General features: G+C 61.9%; 19 protein-coding genes. 9 read left to right on the top strand and 10 right to left on the bottom strand.

Annotation, left to right across the window (positions count from 1 at the left end; genetic code table 11):
• Positions 1-6: 6 nt before the first annotated feature.
• The 7 genes from phoB to AADV58_RS04950 form a co-directional block, all read right to left on the bottom strand.
• Complete coding sequence (gene phoB / locus AADV58_RS04980) at positions 7-693, bottom strand: phosphate regulon transcriptional regulator PhoB (protein ID WP_028995171.1); 687 nt, start codon at positions 691-693, stop codon at positions 7-9.
• Positions 690-1379 carry a phosphate signaling complex protein PhoU gene (gene phoU, locus AADV58_RS04975; protein WP_028995172.1) on the bottom strand — a complete coding sequence of 230 codons (690 nt, stop codon included), beginning with the start codon at positions 1377-1379 and terminating at the stop codon, positions 690-692. Before phoU ends, phoB begins: the two co-directional genes overlap by 4 nt.
• A gap of 39 nt (positions 1380-1418) precedes the next feature.
• Positions 1419-2219: a phosphate ABC transporter ATP-binding protein PstB gene (gene pstB, locus AADV58_RS04970; protein ID WP_281170395.1), complete on the bottom strand. Its 801-nt coding sequence runs from the start codon at positions 2217-2219 to the stop codon at positions 1419-1421.
• A gap of 56 nt (positions 2220-2275) precedes the next feature.
• Entirely contained in the window at positions 2276-3643 is a 1368-nt protein-coding gene (gene pstA, locus AADV58_RS04965; RefSeq protein WP_051295416.1) for a phosphate ABC transporter permease PstA, read from the bottom strand.
• Positions 3644-5023 (bottom strand): phosphate ABC transporter permease subunit PstC, encoded by a 1380-nt coding sequence (gene pstC, locus AADV58_RS04960; RefSeq protein ID WP_341744223.1) that lies wholly within the window; start codon positions 5021-5023, stop codon positions 3644-3646.
• A gap of 66 nt (positions 5024-5089) precedes the next feature.
• Positions 5090-6121: a substrate-binding domain-containing protein gene (locus tag AADV58_RS04955; protein ID WP_028995176.1), complete on the bottom strand. Its 1032-nt coding sequence runs from the start codon at positions 6119-6121 to the stop codon at positions 5090-5092.
• A gap of 127 nt (positions 6122-6248) precedes the next feature.
• Positions 6249-7886: a methyl-accepting chemotaxis protein gene (locus tag AADV58_RS04950; protein ID WP_341744222.1), complete on the bottom strand. Its 1638-nt coding sequence runs from the start codon at positions 7884-7886 to the stop codon at positions 6249-6251.
• Positions 7887-8183: 297 nt separating this feature from the next.
• Between AADV58_RS04950 and AADV58_RS04945 the strand changes: the two genes are divergently transcribed.
• Positions 8184-8615 carry an NUDIX hydrolase gene (locus AADV58_RS04945; RefSeq protein ID WP_081700202.1) on the top strand — a complete coding sequence of 144 codons (432 nt, stop codon included), beginning with the start codon at positions 8184-8186 and terminating at the stop codon, positions 8613-8615.
• Positions 8616-8672: 57 nt separating this feature from the next.
• Here the strand turns inward: AADV58_RS04945 and AADV58_RS04940 are convergent, their stop codons facing one another.
• On the bottom strand, positions 8673-10235 hold the full coding sequence (locus AADV58_RS04940; protein ID WP_341744221.1) for a CHAD domain-containing protein: 1563 nt from the start codon (positions 10233-10235) through the stop codon (positions 8673-8675).
• Between the two features lie 139 nt (positions 10236-10374).
• Here AADV58_RS04940 and AADV58_RS04935 point away from each other — a divergent pair, with 139 nt between their 5' ends.
• Genes AADV58_RS04935 through arsA form a run of 6 tightly spaced genes read left to right on the top strand, consistent with a single transcriptional unit; the run spans position 10375 to position 14452 of the window.
• Positions 10375-10740, top strand: a complete 366-nt coding sequence (locus AADV58_RS04935; protein ID WP_043421376.1) for an ArsR/SmtB family transcription factor — start codon at positions 10375-10377, stop codon at positions 10738-10740.
• The gene (locus AADV58_RS04930) at positions 10737-11237 is read left to right on the top strand and encodes an arsenate reductase ArsC (RefSeq protein WP_028995178.1); all 501 of its coding nucleotides are present in this window, start codon (positions 10737-10739) and stop codon (positions 11235-11237) included. The genes AADV58_RS04935 and AADV58_RS04930 overlap by 4 nt, the downstream gene beginning before the upstream one ends.
• A gap of 8 nt (positions 11238-11245) precedes the next feature.
• Positions 11246-11650 (top strand): arsenate reductase ArsC, encoded by a 405-nt coding sequence (locus AADV58_RS04925; RefSeq protein ID WP_043421377.1) that lies wholly within the window; start codon positions 11246-11248, stop codon positions 11648-11650.
• Complete coding sequence (locus AADV58_RS04920) at positions 11647-12348, top strand: aquaporin (protein ID WP_043421381.1); 702 nt, start codon at positions 11647-11649, stop codon at positions 12346-12348. Before AADV58_RS04925 ends, AADV58_RS04920 begins: the two co-directional genes overlap by 4 nt.
• On the top strand, positions 12335-12697 hold the full coding sequence (gene arsD / locus AADV58_RS04915) for an arsenite efflux transporter metallochaperone ArsD (RefSeq protein WP_341744220.1): 363 nt from the start codon (positions 12335-12337) through the stop codon (positions 12695-12697). Before AADV58_RS04920 ends, arsD begins: the two co-directional genes overlap by 14 nt.
• Before the next feature lie 9 nt (positions 12698-12706).
• Positions 12707-14452 (top strand): arsenical pump-driving ATPase, encoded by a 1746-nt coding sequence (gene arsA, locus AADV58_RS04910; RefSeq protein WP_341744219.1) that lies wholly within the window; start codon positions 12707-12709, stop codon positions 14450-14452.
• A 51-nt stretch (positions 14453-14503) separates the two neighbouring features.
• Here the strand turns inward: arsA and AADV58_RS04905 are convergent, their stop codons facing one another.
• Entirely contained in the window at positions 14504-15073 is a 570-nt protein-coding gene (locus tag AADV58_RS04905) for a hypothetical protein (protein ID WP_341744218.1), read from the bottom strand.
• 113 nt (positions 15074-15186) lie between these two features.
• Here AADV58_RS04905 and rpiA point away from each other — a divergent pair, with 113 nt between their 5' ends.
• Positions 15187-15855, top strand: coding sequence for a ribose-5-phosphate isomerase RpiA (gene rpiA, locus AADV58_RS04900; protein ID WP_341744217.1), 669 nt, complete (start codon positions 15187-15189; stop codon positions 15853-15855).
• 102 nt (positions 15856-15957) lie between these two features.
• Here rpiA and AADV58_RS04895 read toward each other — a convergent pair whose 3' ends face one another.
• Positions 15958-17790 (bottom strand): GGDEF domain-containing protein, encoded by a 1833-nt coding sequence (locus AADV58_RS04895; RefSeq protein ID WP_341744216.1) that lies wholly within the window; start codon positions 17788-17790, stop codon positions 15958-15960.
• Between the two features lie 152 nt (positions 17791-17942).
• Between AADV58_RS04895 and AADV58_RS04890 the strand changes: the two genes are divergently transcribed.
• Entirely contained in the window at positions 17943-18110 is a 168-nt protein-coding gene (locus AADV58_RS04890; protein WP_341744215.1) for a hypothetical protein, read from the top strand.
• The last annotated feature ends 27 nt before the right edge of the window (positions 18111-18137 follow it).

Genomic DNA, 18137 nt, shown 5'->3' with positions numbered 1-18137 from the left:
GGCCGGTCAGGCGCCCCGAAAACGGTAACCGGTACCGCGCACGGTCTCGACCCGCTCCTGATGACCGGAGGGTTCGAGCGCCGCACGCAGGCGACGGATATGGACATCGACGGTGCGTTCCTCGATGAACACATGGTCACCCCAGACTTCATCAAGCAACTGGGCGCGTGTATAAACACGCTCGGCATGGGTCATGAAGAAGAACAGCAGGCGGAATTCGGTCGGCCCCAATTCGATCGGCTGGCCATCGGCGAGCACGCGATGGGTCGCCGGATTGAGCTGCAGGCCACCCACCTCGACAGCTTCGCCGGCCAGATGCGGTGCCCGGCGGCGTAGCACGGCACGAACCCGGGCGACCAGTTCCTTGGGTGAAAACGGTTTGGTGACGTAGTCGTCGGCACCGGCATCCAGGCCCTGGACCTTGTCCTCTTCATGGACACGGGCGGTCAGCATGATGATCGGGATGTCACGGGTACGTTCGTCGCTGCGCATCTTCCTGGCCAGCGCGACACCGGATTGTCCCGGCAGCATCCAGTCCAGAATGAGCAGATCGGGCAAGGCTGCGCGGATCGCCGAATCGGCCTCTTCCGCGCTGCCAGCACGCACGACGAGAAAGCCGGCATGCTTGAGGTTGATTACAACCAGTTCCTGAATCGCCGGTTCGTCCTCGACGACCAGAATCGTCGGTGTCACTTGATCGCCTCCTTGTTGTGACGGATGTCGCGGCCCTCGACGATAAAGATCACATGCTCGGCAATGTTCTTGGCGTGATCACCGATCCGCTCGATGGCCCGGGCAATCGACAGGATGTCGATCGCGACCGTGATGGTACGCGGATCTTCCATCATGTGGGTGATCAATTGCCGCATCACCGACTTGAACTCGGCATCGACGTTGTCGTCGGCACGGATCACGCTCTTGGCGAGTTCGCCGTCAAGGCGGGCGAATGAATCGAGCGACTGACGCACCATGACCAGCGCCTCACCGGCCAGGTGACGCACACCAACCGCATACTGCGATGGCATGTGGCCATTGTCGTAGATGCGGCGCACGCCCTTGGCGATCTTCTTGGCCTCGTCGCCGGCACGCTCCAGATCCGGCACCATGCGGCTGATGCCGAGTACCAGGCGCAGGTCGGAAGCGGTCGGTTGGCGCATCGCGATGATATGTGCACACTCGTCGTCGATGGTCACTTCCAGTTCATTGATCTTGCGATCATTGTCGACGATATGTTTCACATGACCGACGTCGCCGTTGCTGTAGGCGTCGATGGCGGCGGTCAATTGGGTTTCGACCAGGCCACCCATCTGCAGCACATGGGTGCGCAGACGATTGAGCTCTTCGTCGAAGATACTGGAAATATGCTGGGTCTCGTTCATGTCCTGTCCTGTCCTGTTCTAGTCATCGGGACGCAACGCTTAACCGTAACGACCGGTGATGTAGTCTTCGGTGCGCTTCTGCGTCGGATTGGTGAAGATTTGCGCCGTCTCGCCGATTTCAATCAGGTCGCCGAGATGGAAGAAGGCGGTACGATCGGACACACGAGCAGCCTGCTGCATGTTGTGGGTGACGATGACGATGGTGTAGTTCTTCTTCAGTTCGGTGATCAGCTCCTCGATGATGCCGGTGGCGATCGGATCGAGGGCCGAGCAGGGTTCATCCATCAGGATCACATCCGGGCTGACGGCCACCGCGCGAGCGATGCACAGGCGCTGCTGCTGACCACCGGACAAACCGGTCCCCGGCGCCTCGAGACGGTCCTTGACCTCTTCCCACAGGCCGGCGCGGCGCAAGCTGGACTCGACGATCTCGTCCATCTCGCTCTTGCTGGAGGCCAAACCGTGCAACTTGGCGCCATAGGCGACGTTGTCGTAGATCGACTTGGGGAAGGGATTCGGCTTCTGGAAAACCATGCCGACCTGGGCGCGCAGCAGCACGACATCGACCGACGGGTCGTAGATATCACGACCATCGACGGTGATCTTGCCGGTCACGCGAGCACCAGCGACGGTGTCGTTCATGCGGTTGAAGCTGCGCAGGAAAGTCGATTTTCCGCAGCCCGACGGGCCGATGAAGGCCACCACCTCGTTCTTGACGATGTCCAGCGAAACACCGTGCAGGGCTTCGCTCTGTCCGTAGAACACGCGGACATCGCTGGCGCTTAGCTTGACCTCCCCTTGGGCCTGAGCCGCCGGCTGCTTATTGATATGGGTTTTCACGGTGCTCCCCGAGGTCGACATTGGAATGTTCAGAGTTTGCGTCATGCTCATGATCTTTACCACCTGGTTTCGTAACGTTTGCGCAGCCAGATCGCCATTGAATTCAGCGACAGCATCAGGGCCAGCAGCACGATGATTGCGGCCGAAGTCCGGCCTTCGAAGAAATTGCGCAGTTCATTGCCCTGCCACAGGAATATCTGCACCGGCAGTGCCGTCGATTGATCGAACGGCGTCGCCGGCACGGCCGAGACGAAGGCACTCATGCCGATCAGCAGCAGCGGCGCGGTCTCGCCCAGCGCCTGGGCGACCCCGAGGATGGTGGCGGTCAGGATTCCGGGCAGTGCCAGCGGCAGCACATGGTGCATGGTCGCCTGAACCTTGGACGCGCCAATGCCCAGCGCCGCTTCGCGGATCGACGGCGGAATCGCCTTGAGCGTCGACCGGGTGGCGATGATCACCGTCGGCAGGGTCATCAGCGTCAACACCAGACCGCCGACGACCGGTGCCGACATCGGCAACTTGAACCACAGGATGAAGACTGCCGCACCGAGCAGACCGAAGACGATGGACGGCACCGCCGCCAGGTTGTTGATATTGACTTCGATCAGGTCGGTGATGCGGTTCTTCGGTGCGAATTCCTCGAGGTAGATCGCCGAAGCCACACCGATCGGCACAGCCAGCAGGATGACGATGATCATCATCATCAGCGAGCCCATGAAGGCGCCGGCCAGACCAGCCGCCGCCAGCGAGCTGCGCGAGTCGGTATTGAGGAAAATGGCGGTACTGAAGCTATTCTTGATGACGCCGTCGGCGTACAGCTTGTCAGCCCACTCGCGGGTCTGGGCGCTCAACTGCTGGCGGTCGTCAGGCAGACTGCGGTCGATGTTGCCCTTGAGCCAGACATCGACGTTGGCATCGGCCAGCAGCTTCAGCTTGACGGTCTTGCCAACGATGGACGGATCGGCAACGATCCGATCACGCAGCGCGAAGGCCTCGCCACTGGTAATCAGGGCGATTGCATCTCGCGGCGAATCGGCTGCCGCCGGGATGTGTTTGGCGATGGCATTGACCAGCAACTGGCTGAAGTCGACAAAGCCCAAATCCATCTGCCAAGCCATATCCCGCTCCTTGAACTGGGCGGGTGATTCACCGGAAGCCTGCACCGGTTTTGGACCAATCTGGACGATTTCCGGATCGAAATGGACGTCGATCTCGAAAGTCGCCTGCCAGAAGGACGGCAGGCCCTTGCTCAGGATCGTGCCGAACAGCGAGGCGACCAGTGCCAGCGCGATCAGCACGGCACCGACACCGACCAGGCGGAAACGGGTTTCCTGGCGCTGGCGGCGTTGCAGCGAAGCCTTCACCTTGGCCTCGATGGCCGCATACCCTTGATTATTAGGTTTGTTCATGGCTTGTTGGCTCATTTATTCATACTGCTCACGGTACTTGCGTACGATGACCAGGGCAATTACGTTGAGGATCAGGGTCATCACGAACAGCGTCAGGCCGAGGGCGAAAGCCACCAGCGACTGGGCGCTGGCGAAGTCCTGATCACCGGTGAGCTGATTGACGATGGAAACGGTCACCGTCGACACCGCCTCGAAGGGGTTCGCCGTCAGCACCGGGCTGTTGCCCGCCGCCAGCACGACGATCATGGTTTCGCCAATGGCCCGGCTCAGGGCCAGCAGGATCGCGCCGACGATACCCGGCAGCGCGGCCGGCAGCACCACCTTGACGATGGTTTCCGACTTGGTGCCGCCGAGGGCCAGCGAACCGTCGCGCATGGTCTTCGGCACCTGGGTGATGATGTCGTCGGACAGCGACGAGATGAAGGGGATGATCATGATGCCCATGACCACGCCGGCAGTCAGTGCCGACGTTGCCCGGATATCCAGGCCGATACCGGCGCCGAGTGCCGACAGCAACGGCCCGACGGTGACCAGCGCGAAGAAGCCATAGACGATGGTCGGGATGCCGGCCAGCACTTCAACCACCGGCTTGACCAGCGAGCGCACCCGGTTGCTGGCGTATTCGGCCATGTAGATGGCCGTCATCAGGCCGACCGGAATGGCCACCAGCATGGCAATGAAGGAGATCAACAGGGTGCCGCCCATCAGCGGCAGCATGCCGAAACCGCTCTGTCCTTCCGCCCCGGTCGTCGCAAAGCGCGGATTCCACACCGTACCAAAGAAGAAGTCGCTCGGGCTGATCATCTGGAAGAAACGCAGCGACTCGCCCAGCATCGACATGACGATGCCGACGGTCGTCAGGATCGCCACCGCCGAACAAAAAATCAGGGCGATGTTGATTGCGCGCTCGACCTTGTTACGGGCCCGGGTTTCGGCGGTCGTCGTTCGCCAGGACCAGAACAGCCCGAGGGCGGCAACGGTGGCCATCAGAGCAGCCACCAGCACCTGGCCGAGGCCCTGATAATGACGCATGGCGTCGGCAGCGGCCATTTCGTACGGCTGCGCTTCACCCAACACACCAAAGCCGGTGGCAATATTCGCCAGACGCTGCAGCAGCACTTTCTGCTGCATCGCATCCTGGGGCAGGAATTCGGTCGGGATCGTTCCCAGAACCAGGGTATGGACGATCTGGTTGCCGAAGATCACCCACAGTACATAGATAGCAAACGCCGGCAGGGCGGCGCGCAGGATGGCCAGGGCACCGTGGTAGCCCGGACGGGAATGTGTGGCGCGCGGGCCAGCCAGGCTTGCCACACCGCGTCCGCGCACCAGCCCCATCTGATAGGCCAGCGCCGCGAGCACCAGCAAGGCGATGGCGACGGTGAAATTGTTCATTGTGCTGTTCCGCTTGTTTGACTTGAAAAAAAGGGGGGCACACGCCCCCCTTGCCCCTGCACGGGATTACTTGACTTCAACAGCCTTGCGGTCCTTGATGGCCTTGACGACTTCAGCACGCTCCTTGGCGTTCAGCGGAATCAGGCCAGCCTTGTCGAGCGGGCTGCCAGAACCGGAAACCTGCGGCGACAGGTGATACTGGGCAAACTCCAGCAGACCCGGAATGACGCCGACGTGAGCATCCTTGATGTAGAAGTAGAGCGGACGCGAGACCGGGTACTTGCCGGTTTCGATGGTCGCTTCGCTGGGCACGACGCCGGAGATGGTGGCGACTTGCAGGCGATCGCGGTTCTGGTCGTAGAAAGACAGACCGAAGACGCCGACGGCGGTCTTCTGGGCATCCAGACGAGCCAGGGTTTCGGTGTAATCACCGGCGACTTCGACGACACGGCCGTCGGTACGGATGGCGTTACAGAACTTGTGCACCGCCTTGTCGTCGGTCATTGCCTTGACTTCGGCGAAGGTCTTGCAGCCCGGAATGACGGTCTTTTCTTCATAGACTTCGCGGGTACCGTGGTTGGAACCCGGGATCACCAGGGTGATTTCCTGGTCCGGCAGGCTGCGGTCGATCTGCGACCAACGGGTGTAGGGGTTGGCGACCATCTTGCCGTCTTGCGGGATTTCCTTGGCGGCAGCCATGAAGATGTGGCGCGGCTCAAGCGCGAACTTGCCGCTGTCGCGGCGCGAAGCGAAGACGATGCCGTCGTAGCCGATCTTGACTTCGATGATCTTGGTCACGCCAGCCTTGGCGCAGGCTTCGACTTCCGAGGCCTTGATCTGGCGCGACGAGTTGGCGATGTCGATGGTGTTGGCGCCGACACCCTGGCAGAACTGGCGCAGGCCGCCCGACGAACCGCCGGAACCGACCACCGGTGCCTTGAATTGCGGGAAGGTCTTGCCGAAGTTTTCGGCAACGATCGAGGAGAACGGCAGCACGGTCGAGGAACCGGCGATCTGGATGTTGTCGCGGGCCATGGCCGGCATGGCGGCAGTCGCAGCGGCGACGGTGACAGCAAGAGCAGTAAGGCGGAATTTCATATTTACCTCTCGTGGTACGGATGGGAATCTGTCCTGCCGCCCCCGGGGCGACAGCGTGAATACGTTCGGTCGACAGCTGATTTGCCGGCGACTAGAAGCACTATAAAAGCCCAATGTGACAGCAAGATTACAGTGCCGGGACTGCCCGCAAGCGGAACCTTGATACCGTTCCGGCCAGCCTTTCGCTCGACGTACGCAGCGACACCACGGCGCCAGCCACCGCTTGCTGCCCCGCAGCAATGCGCTCGCTGGCCTGGCTCAGCGACTCGACCTGAACTGCAACCAGATCGCTGGCCTGACGCTGCGAGCGCAGGGTATCGGCCATACCAGTCACTTCTGCCAGAGTTCGCTCGATCGCCTCGCCGATCCGGGTCATGGCCTCGCCAGCACGAACGGCCTGGCTGCGCCCTTGCTCGACCCGAGCACAAGCCGCCGACACCTTGCGACTGGCCGCCTCGATCCCGGTCTGGTTCAGGCTGACCACCGCTTCGATCTCCCGCGTCGACAGCGCCGTCCGCTCGGCCAACTTGCGCACCTCATCGGCAACCACGGCAAAACCGCGCCCCTGCTCGCCGGCTCGGGCGGCTTCAATGGCGGCATTGAGCGCCAGCAGGTTGGTCTGCTCGGCAATTTCGCGAATGACGCCGACCATGGTGCCGATCTGCACCGAGTTCTCATCCAGCCGCGCAATGTCGTCCGCCCCCTCGGCAATGGCCGCCGTGATCAGATCCATCTCGGCCAACATCCCGGCAATCACCCGTCCCCCCTCGGTACCGCTGGCCCTGGCGGACTCGGTCGTCGCCAACACATCCTCGGCTCCGGCAGCGATAACTCCGATGGCGGTGGCCAGTTCCTGCATCGCAGCCGCCATTTCCGCCGCCGAATCCGATTGTGTAGCGGTCGCTGACAGTGCGCCATCGGCAATACCGCCCAACTGACCGGAATGGGTCTCGATTTCGACGACGCCAGCCTTGATCGCGGCAATGATGCGAATCAGCTGCTGCTGCATGTCCTGGATCGAATGCAGGACACCCTGTGCCGGCCCGTCGGGCGGAACCGCATCCAGGCGCCCCTCGGCCACATCACGAGCGATAGCCGCCAGCGCCCGGGGTTCGCTGCCCAGTTCGCGGACGATGCTCAAGCGCACCCACAGCGACAGTCCGACGCCGACCAGCACTGCCATTCCACCGCCCACCAGCATCAGCAGGAGATCACGCTGGTAGCGCGCCTGAGCTGTCTCATACTGTTCTCGCGCCATGTCGAGCTGTAGCTCGATCAGCTCGGCAATCCGTAGCGACAGGGGGTCGATGGTCGCCGGCAAGGTCTTCACCACGAACTGTCCCAGCGCAAAGATATCCTCGGCGTCGAGAATCCGCTTCAACTCCCCCAGGGCGGCATTGGCCCGGGCCGCGCCAGTCTGCAGCTCGCTTGCTGCCGCCTGCTCGACGGCAGACTTGGGTAGACGCTCATAGGCCGCCAGTTTCTCACTGACCAGAGTTTCCGCCGCCACCACCAGATCACGCGCCTGGCTCATCGGCATCAGGCTGCCGTTGGCCTTGTAGGCTGCCCCCATGACGTTCACGGCGTACATGTCGGCGACCTGCTTCAGATCCCTGAGCACCACGACGCGCTGGGTATAGACCGACTCCAGGCCGGTCAGGCTGGTGCGCATCCCGTATACCCCCCAGATCCCTGTCAGACACAGCAACAGCAGCAAAGCAGCGCTGAGCAGAAGCAAGCGCGTACGAATCTGAAACCTGCCCATGTGAACTCCTGTCATTTTTAGCACATCAATACCGACTTGGAAATATTTCACATTGATTTTTCAATTTGATGACGACCACTACAAGCTCACCGACCATGGGCCGAATTTCGTGCAAGGCGACCGGGAACTACCGGGGGCTGGAATTTCCCGGTATTGACTCGCCCAACACAGTCACTTTGCGAGCCTATCGCCTTGATCGGACAGCGCGATGTCACCGAACGGAAATAAATAAACAATATTTATTGTTTAAATTACTCACCAGCAAACCCCTCCAACCCCTCATTACTGAATTCGTACATGGACAAGGGACACAGCCAGCCGGGAGCATGGGCCGTCATTTACTGCGCTGCCACAGGCAAATTTCTGATGGGCAAACGCTCCGCCAAGGTCAACAAGGCAGGTGTGTGGAATCTCTTTGGTGGCCGGATCGATGACGGCGAACGCCCCAGGGAAGCGTTATTGCGAGAACTGGGTGAAGAAGCGGGTATCCGCATCAAGGCCAAACGCCTTGCCAAGCTGGACACCGTGAGCAAAAAGCTGCGTTCCCGGCAGTTCGAGCGGGATATGCACTATTTCGTGATTCGCGCTGCGCACGAATTTTCTCCGCGACTGAACCGGGAGCATAGCGATTTCGGTTGGTTCGCAGCCAAGCAACTCCCATCAAGGTACAACGCCCCCACCTCGATTGCCATCAAGAAAGGCTTGTTCGCGAAGGCGGCCCGCGACTAGGCAGGGTCAAAATACCAGGCAACTGACGGCACATTCCAAGACGCCGGAGCCAGCCGTCTATTCGACATGCAGCTTGATCTCTTGATTCATGAGGCGCCGAATTGTCGCCACCCCCCGTCGCTCGCATTCGGTGCACCAGGGTTGGCAGCGGTTCATCAACGACTCGGCTAAATGCAGGGCGTCGATCATTGTCGCTTGCGCCTGTGGAGTATGCCAGGCAGCGATAGCGTCGCGTGATTCCTGCGGAATTGTTCCGTCCCCGACCCAGTCCTGCAATCTGGAAAGCGCCACGTGAAAATCGTTGAGGAACCCGAACGCGTCCTGCAAGCTGGCAACCGATTTGGCGTAATCCAGCATTTCGTCCTTGTCGAACAGGGGCGCAAAAAACTCGCATGAGTAGCGCAGGTGCTTCAGCGCAATGCGCAAACGGTGCGCTCGCTCCGGGGTGGGCGTTTTGAGGGTCCGGCTCAGACATTTCAGCGCACTGCGGTGCAAGCCCGCAAGCTGCTTCTCGGCGAACCGGAACAGATTCTTGGAAAAATCACCGGCATCCAGGTCTTGCAAGTCGCGGACAAACAGGAGAACCGGAGCCCCGTATTGCAGTTGGGCCAATTGCGTGACCGCCTCCGCTTGCGCCCTGTCAAACGCTGCAAGCGCCGCCTTGGCATGCAATTCCGCACCAGCGTCCCCGCATTGCAACATGGGCGCCAGAATACCTGAGCGCATCACGTCCAGATCTCGAACATCACCGGCAACCCGGGACAGCTCCTTGACCCGTTTCGTCCATCGCGCATGATAACGACCGGGCAAAGCCGGCTTGAAGACCTTGAGAAGGCTGCCGAGGCGGCGCAAGGAAACGCGGAATTGGTGAACGAACTCCTGATCCTTCGATGTCAGCACCCCCAATAGATTGGCCTGCCACATCTGCAATCCCTGGCTGGCCAGAAACTGGAATGCCGCATACGAATCCTGCTTGGCCCCGACGAGGCTCGGGGGGGCTTTACGGGCACCGGGAAGCTGCTTGAGAAATAGCTGGTAGCCACGTTCGGCTTTGCTGACATCATGCGGCACCAGAGGCAAATGCGTGGCCAGGGCGATCGCAAAATCAAGCAGGTCTTCGGGCTTTCCCTGCGCCAGTTCAAGCTCTACCTCGGAAATCGGCAAGGACCTGCCATCGGAGACGACATGACCGCTATCGACCATGACCCGGATAGCAATCTTCCTGGCAATATCCACGCGCCAGGTTCGTCGCTCGAACGAGGTGACAAAGACGGGCTGCAGACTCGATTGCCGTTCCTCCAGAAAATCTCGAAGCGTTGATACCTCGATGGCGCTGAAGTCGAAGGCGCCCTTGTAGGAAGTTTCCCACTCGGGCCGCACAGCAAGACCGGCCACGGCCTTGGCGTCACATTTGACCGTTTGCAGTTGCTCGGTGGGCGTTGTACGAAGACGTAGCGCCACTCGTTCCCGGTACAAAGCCATGTCCGGCGTGTCGTAATAAACATTCTCCAGACGCTGCAGGGTGCCGACTTCGATCCCTGCAGCAACCAGTGGATGAGTGCCGACCCGAGCTATTTCGCCTGGAGAACAATAGAGCTTCAATTCAACTTCAGTGGCCATTTGTCGCGGTTGGAGTCGGAATGAAGCGGAGTCTAGCGAAGGCAATATTTCAGCTCTACCTCGCACACCCAAATTATTGTGTTCTCAGCGTCACGGAATCGACATACAATTGCAACAACAATTCGATATTATTGGAAATATGGAAATCAAAGACGCCACCGAAAAACTCGCCGCGCTCGGCAACGAATCGCGCCTGGCCATCTTCCGCCTGCTCGTCGAAGCCGGCCCAGAAGGTCTCTGCGCCGGCGATCTGTGCCGGGCGCTGGCGATGCCGGCGGCGACCGCGTCCTTCCATTTTTCCCACCTGGCGCGTGCCGGGCTGCTGGAAAGCCGGCGCGAAGGGCGCAGCATCATTTACTCGGCCAATTACCCGGAAATGGACGCCCTGATCGCCTTCCTCACCCGCAACTGCTGCCAGGGCGAAAGCTGTCTGCCACTGACTGCAGGCTGCGACAGCATCGAGAAACGCCGCCCCACCACCCCGTTAGCCAAGGAGCCAACATGAGCGATCGCATCTACAACGTACTTTTCCTGTGCACCGGCAATTCCGCCCGCAGCATCCTGGCTGAATCCCTGCTCAACCACCTCGGCCGTGGCCGCTTCCAGGCGTTTTCCGCCGGCAGCCACCCTAATGGCACGGTCAATCCCTTCGTGCTCGAAATGATCAACCGCCAGGAACTGCCGACCGGACATCTGCGCAGCAAGTCCTGGGACGAATTCGCCGCCGCCGGTGCCCCGGCACTGGACTTCGTCTTCACCGTCTGCGACAACGCGGCCGGCGAAGTCTGCCCGATCTGGCCCGGCCAGCCGATGACCGCTCACTGGGGCGTTGAAGATCCGGCCGCCGTCAGCGGCGACGACGAGCAGAAGCGCGCGGCAGTGATGAAGGCCTTCATCCAGCTCAAGCGCCGCATCGAGCTCTTCCTGGCGCTGCCGATGAACAAGCTGGACAACATGTCGCTGCAGAAGAGCCTTGACGATATTGGCCAGCAAAAGGACTGAGTCCCGACATGAAAACCGTACTGATACTCTGCACCGGCAACTCCTGCCGCTCCCAGATGGCCGAGGCCCTGGTCAACCACGATCTGGCCGGTCAGGTTCGCGCCCTGTCGGCCGGCACCGTGCCGCAACCCAAGGTGGCCGACGGTGCCATTGAAGCCCTTCAACTGGCGGGCATTTCGACTGCCGGATTGCAGCCCAAGGATATCGACGCCGTCATCGGCGAGGAAATCGATCTGGTGGTCACGGTCTGCGACAACGCAAAGGAAAGCTGCCCGGTTTTTCCCCGCCCGATCCCGCGCCTTCACCTGCCCTTCCACGACCCGCACGGCGAACCGCTGGACAGCTTCATCGCCGTCCGCGACGACATTCGCCAGCGGCTGATTGGCGAAGTCCGCAAGGCATTCGCTTTATGAGCACCTGCCTGAGCCGTCGGCTGACTGCCGAAATGCTGGGCACGGCGCTGTTGCTGGCGACGGTCGTCGGTTCGGGCATCATGGCCGAACGCCTGGCCGATGGCAACATCGCGCTGGCGCTGCTGGCCAACACCATCGCCACTGGTGCCGTACTGGTCGTGCTGATCCTGATTTTCGGTCCGCTCTCCGGTGCCCACTTCAATCCGGCCGTCAGTCTCGCCGACGCCTGGCAGGGTGGCTTGGCCAAACGCGACGTTGCCCCCTATATCCTGGCGCAGGTTGTCGGTGGCCTGATTGGTGTCGCGGTGGCCAACCTGATGTTCGACAACCCGGCCTGGTTTGCCTCAACCAAGGTGCGTACTGGTGGCGCGCAATGGTTCAGCGAGTTCATCGCCACCTTCGGCCTGCTTGCTGCGATCTGGGGCAGTGTGCGGCAACGCCCTTCGGCCGTTCCTTATGTCGTCGGTGCCTACATCACCGCCGCCTACTGGTTCACCTCGTCCACCTCCTTCGCCAATCCTGCCGTCACCATCGCCCGCGCCACCAGCGACAGCTTTGCCGGCATCCGCCCGGACGATGTCCCCGGCTTCATCATCGCCCAGTTGCTCGGCGCATTTGCCGCAACCGCGCTGTTTGCCTGGCTGATGCCTGCTCGCTCTGCCAACACCACCGAGGAGAAAAACCATGCCCAAGCTTGAAATCTACGATCCCGCCATGTGCTGCTCGACCGGCGTCTGCGGCGTCGATGTCGATCCCGTCCTCGTCCAGTTCGCCGCCGACCTGGCCTGGGTTGGCGAGCAGGGCGTTAGCGTGCAGCGCTACAACCTCGGCCAGGAGCCGCAGGCCTTCGCCGCCAATCCGGCGGTGGTCAAGGAAATGGAAGCCGGCATGGATCGCCTGCCGATCATCGCCATCGACGGCCAGATCGTCACCACCGGCCTTTACCCCTCGCGCGCCCAACTGGCGCAGAAGCTCGGCCTGACGTTGAGCGGTGGCGAAGAAGCGCCGAAAAAATCCTGCTGTTCGCCGAAATCCGGCTGCTGCTGAGGACTAGCCATGATCGACCTGAACGACACACCGCGTTACCTCTTCTTCACCGGCAAGGGCGGCGTCGGCAAGACCTCGCTGTCCTGCGCGACAGGGCTGGCGCTGGCCGAACGGGGGAAGCGGGTGCTGATCGTCAGTACCGATCCGGCATCGAATCTCGATGAAGTACTGGAAACGCCGCTGTCCGGCAGCCCGACCGCAGTACGCGGCGTGCCCGGCCTGGCTGCGCTGAACATCGACCCGGAGGCGGCTGCCGCCGCCTACCGCGAACGGATGGTCGCGCCCTACCGCAACATCCTGCCGGCAGCGGCGATCCAGAGCATGGAAGAGCAGTTCTCCGGCGCCTGCACGGTCGAGATCGCCGCCTTCGACGAGTTCGCCAAGCTGCTCGGCGATGCCAGCGCCACGGCAAACTTCGACCACGTCATCTTCGACACCGCGCCGACCGGCCACACGCTGCGCCTGCTGACCCTGCCGTCGGCGTGGAGCGGCTACATCGACAGCAACCAGGGCGGCGCTTCCTGCCTCGGCCCGCTGGCCGGACTGGAAAAGCAGAAGGCGCTGTACGCGGCAACGGTCGATCGCCTATCCGACCCGGCGCAGACGCGCGTCGTTCTGGTCGCCCGGGCCGACAGCGCGGCGTTGCGCGAGACGGAACGCACCCGTCACGAACTTGCCGAACTCGGCGTCGGCAACCTGCACCTGATCGTCAACGGCCTGTTCTCGGTTCGTTCGGACGACGCCATCGCCCAGGCCATGGACCAGCGCAGCAGCGCTGCCCTGCTCGCCATGCCGCCCGGTCTGGCCGGGCTGCCGCGCCAGGTCGTGCCCTTCCTGCCGCGCGGCACGGTCGGGCTCGACGCCCTGCGCGCCATTGTCGATCCGGCAGCTATCGCCACGCCGGAAGGCCCGGCCGACGCCAGCACCCCGTTGCCCGCCGGCCTCGGCGCGTTGATCGACGAGCTGGCCAGCGCTGGCCACGGCGTAGTCATGACCATGGGTAAAGGCGGCGTCGGCAAGACCACCGTTGCTGCGGCCGTCGCCGTCGCGCTGGCCCGGCGCGGACACAAGGTGCACCTATCAACCACCGACCCGGCCGCCCATGTCGCCGCCGCCGTCGGCAGCGAAATTACTGGGCTCTCGGTCAGCCGCATCGACCCCGCTGCCGAAGTGGCCGCTTACACCGAAGAAGTCTTGAGCAAGGCGCGCGGCACGCTCGACGCCAGCGCGCTGGCGCTGCTCGAAGAAGACCTGCGCTCGCCGTGCACCGAGGAAATCGCCGTCTTCCGCGCCTTCGCCCGCGAGGTCGATCGCGGCAGCGAGGGTTTCGTCGTCCTCGACACCGCACCGACCGGCCACACCATCCTGCTGCTCGACGCTGCCGAGGCCTACCATCGCGAGGTGCTGCGCACCCGCGGCGAAATGCCGGCCGCCGTGACAAAGTTGTTACCGCGCCTGCGCGACCCGGCCTTTACCCATGTATTGGTCGTTACCCTACCGGAAGCGACGCCGGTACACGAGGCCGAGCGCCTGCAGGGCGACCTGGCCCGCGCCGGCATCCAGCCCTGGGCCTGGGTCATCGAACAAAGCCTGCTCGCCAGCGGTAGCCGCGATCCGCTGCTGTCGCTGCGCGGTGCTTACGAAGTCCCGTTCATCCGCCGCGTCGCCGACACGCTGGCACCGCGCTGCGCGCTGGTGCCGTGGCTGGCAGCGGCACCGGTCGGGGTTGACGGGTTGCGGCAACTGGATTACTGATTATGGCAGCCAATCCTGGAAGCGGGCCGGGGAGACCGGCCCATTGCCTGCTTACTTCTTGCTCGGACGCCCGGTCTTGATGCGCTCGACACGATCCATGACCGCCTTCAGCTCAGCATCGTTGAGCGCGGCCAGCACGGCGACGCCGGCACGCAGCAGCTCGCTCTTCTTGACTTCGCTGCCAAGGCCGCCCATGCGCTTCTTGAGCACGGCGATCTGGGCGTATTCGGCTTCCGGCATGGCATAGCTGTCGCGGACCAGCTTCTGCTTCCTGGCCTTGACCGGCTTTTCAGCTTTTGCCGGCTTTTCCACCTTGGCTGGCTTGGCCTTGGTGGCTTTCACCGGCTTGGCCTTGGGTGCCTGGGGCGGGTCGTAGCAGATGGCCTCGGCCTGCTCCAAGGCTTCGGCCAGGGCCTTCTGATGCTTGGCAACGGTCTCGGCAACCGCCGGCGCCTTGCGCGGGGTACGCGCCCGGGCGGGGGTCGCGGCCTTAGCCGGCGCGGCGGCTACCGGCTTTTCGGCAACGGCAGCCGCCGGGGTGGCGACTTTGGTGGCGACCGCTGCGGGCTTGGCTGCGGGCTTCTGCGCGGCGCTTCGCGGCGCTGGCTTGGTATTGGTCATGGCTACTCTCCCTATAAAAACGGTATGTATAGTTTATCCATTTTGCACTGTCACAAGATTAAAGTTTTTTGACAGGTAAAATGCGCCTCAACTTGAACCACGGAGCACTTTTCATGACCCAGGACGAACTGAAACAGGCGGTTGCCCAAGCGGCTGCCGACTACGTTGCCGAAAAGGCGCCGGCGGGTGCCATCATCGGTGTCGGTACCGGCTCGACGGCCAATTTCTTCATCGACGCGCTGGCCCCGCTGAAAGACCGCTATCGCGGTGCCGTCGCCAGTTCCGAGGCCACCCGCAAGCGCCTCGAAGGTCACGGCATCCCGGTCCTTGACCTTAATGAGGTCGAGCATATCCCGGTCTATGTGGATGGTGCCGACGAGGTCGATGCCGGTCTGAACATGATCAAGGGTGGTGGTGGCGCACTGACCCGCGAAAAGATCGTCGCGGCGGTGGCCGACATCTTTGTCTGCATCGCCGACGGTTCCAAGCTGGTCGACACCATGGGCAAATTTCCGTTGCCGGTCGAAGTGATCCCCATGGCCCGCGCCCACGTCGCCCGCCAGCTGGCCAAACTCGGTGGCAAGCCGGTGCTGCGCGAAGACTTCGTGACTGACAACGGCAACCTGATCCTCGATGTCCATGGCCTGGCAATCACCGACCCCAAAGGGCTGGAAGCGCAGATCAACCAGATCGTCGGCGTCGTCACCAACGGCCTCTTTGCCGTGCGTCCGGCCAACCTGCTGTTGCTGGGTACGGCCGATGGCGTACGCCGGATCGGCTGAGTCATTTTCCTGTCACATCCTGGGGTTAAAGTTCGTCCAGCAAAAAACAGAAACCCCAATTCTCTCCATTCAAGCCCGGCATCAGTCGGGCTTCTTTTTTGCTCAGTTCAACTGGCGCAGCGGCATTTGCGGTGCGTCCTGCCCACCACGGCGGCGCTCGACAAATACGCTGCCGCCGATCACCCCTTCGCTTTGCTCCTTGACCCGCTTCTTCGCCTGCTTCTTGGCGACTGACGCGGCGGCAGCCACTTCCCGGTGCGAATCGTACTGTCGCGGCTGGATGCGGACGGCGCCGATCGACAGTGTCGGCAAGGCCTGGAAACCCAGTTCGCCCCTTCGGTTCTCGGCCATGTAGCCGCCCTGGCTGAGTTCCTCCGGACCGACCATGGCCTGCGTCCGCTCGGCAAAACCGTGCACCAGTTGCCAGCAGCGATTCTCCCAGTCGGCACTCTGGAAGATGACGAAGAAATCGTCGCCGCCAATGTGGCCGACAAAATCGTTGCGCTCGTCGACGGCGTCGCAAATCAGCTGCCCCAGCGTCTGGATCAGGTCGTCGCCACGGCGATAGCCGAAGTTGTCGTTGAACGGCTTGAAGTTGTCGATATCGATATAGGCAGCGACAAATTCGACGTCGGCGTCGAGCATCCGATCGATGTGTTCGTTGATCGGCACATTGCCGGGCAGCTGGGTCAGGGGGTTGGCGTAACGGGCAGCGCTGATCTGCATTTCGGTGATCGTCGCCATCAGGTCCTGGCTGTTGCCGATACCGAGATAGTTACCTTCGCCGGTCACGATGAAGCCATCGTAGAGGTAGTGTTTCGGCGCCAGGGCCAGCATCAGCGCCAGTTCCTGGATACTGGCATGCCGATCGACGATCAGCGGTGCATGGTCCATGAACAGTTCGCAAGACTTGCCGCCATAGAGTTCGCGGCGGAACGGCCGCGCGAAGCGGTCGATCAGGCTGTACCGGTTGATCATGCCGATCGGCTGCCGGCCATTGACGACTGGCAACACGCAAAGCTCCGGATCGGCCTCGAACCGGGCAATCGCCACATCGTTGGTGGCCAGGTGCGAGAGTGGCTCTATAGCACGCATCAGGGTCCGTGCCGTCGGCACCTTACCTTGGCCGCCCTGGGTTGGTGTCAGAGCAACACGACGCTGGTCAAGGGCGGTAATCACCGGCAAGGTTAGTTGGCGCGCCGGCACCGGCACCGGGCGCTCGATGAAGTAGCCCTGCCCACAGGCGATTCCCATGTCGCGGATGCAGTTAAAGTCTTCCTGGCGCTCAATGCCCTCGGCCACCAGAGACGCGTTGCAAATCCCCGCCAGATCCTGCATGGCCCGGACAAAATGGTATTTGATCCGGTCGTCGGCAATGCCATGGACGAAATGCTTGTCAATCTTGACGAACTCGGGCCGCAGATCGGACCACATGCGCAGGTTGGCAAAGCCCTCGCCAAGATCGTCGATGGCAATCTGGAAGCCGCGCCCGCGGTAATGCAGCAAGGCCTCCTGGATACCCGGCAGATCGGTGATCTGCTGGTTCTCCGTCAATTCCAGCACGATGCGGTTGGCGGGCAGACCGAGCTCTCGCAGCAAGGCCTGCGTTTCCCCGTTCATCAACTGGGGCGCCAGCAGGCAACCGGGTGTGACATTCAAAAACAGCCGCCCGCCCAGCGACTGGGAAACAAACGCCCGCATACTGGTTTCGCGACAGGCATGCTCAAGAGCCAGCGAGCAGCCGGCGCGTCTCGCCGCTGCAAACAATTTTTCGGGACGATGCAGGACACTGCCCTCTGGACCACGGATCAGCGCCTCGTAGCCGTAAATGGCGCGCGCCCGAAAATCGACGATGGGCTGGAATACCGGCACGAGCAGCCCCTCTGCGAGGATGGTGCGCAACTCGGAAACTTCCTGGTCGATAACGGAAAGCATGGCGATGACAGCTCATGGAATACGGGACCGTCAAGTGTATGGCTCGTATATTTCAGCCCGGTTAAACCAAAATGGCATAAAACCAGCGTGTCACAGCGATGTAACCATCACCCGGCATGCTTTTCCTACCTGCAACTTCATGCTCACACGACATGCCCAAGCCGAACGATATAGCAAGCTTCCCGGAACTGTTCGAGGACATGGAACAGTTCCTCGATGAACAGATCACGCGACTGAAACGCGCCGGACTGCTGACCGCATCTGTCGGACTGCCGGCCGCCTTGGTGCTGTTTTACCTGACCCAGAAAATGACAGGATAATCAGCATTCTGATGCGAAACGAAAAAC

The sequence above is a fragment of the Azonexus hydrophilus genome, from assembly GCF_038368255.1.
GTDB classification, from domain to species: Bacteria; Pseudomonadota; Gammaproteobacteria; order Burkholderiales; family Rhodocyclaceae; genus Azonexus; species Azonexus hydrophilus.
The sequence above is the reverse complement of the archived record's forward strand: the minus strand, read 5'-3'. Positions and strand labels throughout refer to the sequence as shown.

Excerpts from the sequence above, each read along its gene's own strand:
- phoU (WP_028995172.1), bottom strand. The coding sequence starts at position 1,379 with ATGAACGAGACCCAGCATATTTCCAGTATCTTCGACGAAGAGCTCAAT.
- pstA (WP_051295416.1), bottom strand. The coding sequence starts at position 3,643 with ATGAGCCAACAAGCCATGAACAAACCTAATAATCAAGGGTATGCGGCC.
- pstC (WP_341744223.1), bottom strand. The coding sequence starts at position 5,023 with ATGAACAATTTCACCGTCGCCATCGCCTTGCTGGTGCTCGCGGCGCTG.
- AADV58_RS04955 (WP_028995176.1), bottom strand. The coding sequence starts at position 6,121 with ATGAAATTCCGCCTTACTGCTCTTGCTGTCACCGTCGCCGCTGCGACT.
- AADV58_RS04950 (WP_341744222.1), bottom strand. The coding sequence starts at position 7,886 with ATGGGCAGGTTTCAGATTCGTACGCGCTTGCTTCTGCTCAGCGCTGCT.
- AADV58_RS04945 (WP_081700202.1), top strand. The coding sequence starts at position 8,184 with ATGGACAAGGGACACAGCCAGCCGGGAGCATGGGCCGTCATTTACTGC.
- AADV58_RS04940 (WP_341744221.1), bottom strand. The coding sequence starts at position 10,235 with ATGGCCACTGAAGTTGAATTGAAGCTCTATTGTTCTCCAGGCGAAATA.
- AADV58_RS04935 (WP_043421376.1), top strand. The coding sequence starts at position 10,375 with ATGGAAATCAAAGACGCCACCGAAAAACTCGCCGCGCTCGGCAACGAA.
- AADV58_RS04930 (WP_028995178.1), top strand. The coding sequence starts at position 10,737 with ATGAGCGATCGCATCTACAACGTACTTTTCCTGTGCACCGGCAATTCC.
- AADV58_RS04925 (WP_043421377.1), top strand. The coding sequence starts at position 11,246 with ATGAAAACCGTACTGATACTCTGCACCGGCAACTCCTGCCGCTCCCAG.
- AADV58_RS04920 (WP_043421381.1), top strand. The coding sequence starts at position 11,647 with ATGAGCACCTGCCTGAGCCGTCGGCTGACTGCCGAAATGCTGGGCACG.
- arsD (WP_341744220.1), top strand. The coding sequence starts at position 12,335 with ATGCCCAAGCTTGAAATCTACGATCCCGCCATGTGCTGCTCGACCGGC.
- arsA (WP_341744219.1), top strand. The coding sequence starts at position 12,707 with ATGATCGACCTGAACGACACACCGCGTTACCTCTTCTTCACCGGCAAG.
- AADV58_RS04905 (WP_341744218.1), bottom strand. The coding sequence starts at position 15,073 with ATGACCAATACCAAGCCAGCGCCGCGAAGCGCCGCGCAGAAGCCCGCA.
- rpiA (WP_341744217.1), top strand. The coding sequence starts at position 15,187 with ATGACCCAGGACGAACTGAAACAGGCGGTTGCCCAAGCGGCTGCCGAC.
- AADV58_RS04895 (WP_341744216.1), bottom strand. The coding sequence starts at position 17,790 with ATGCTTTCCGTTATCGACCAGGAAGTTTCCGAGTTGCGCACCATCCTC.
- AADV58_RS04890 (WP_341744215.1), top strand. The coding sequence starts at position 17,943 with ATGCCCAAGCCGAACGATATAGCAAGCTTCCCGGAACTGTTCGAGGAC.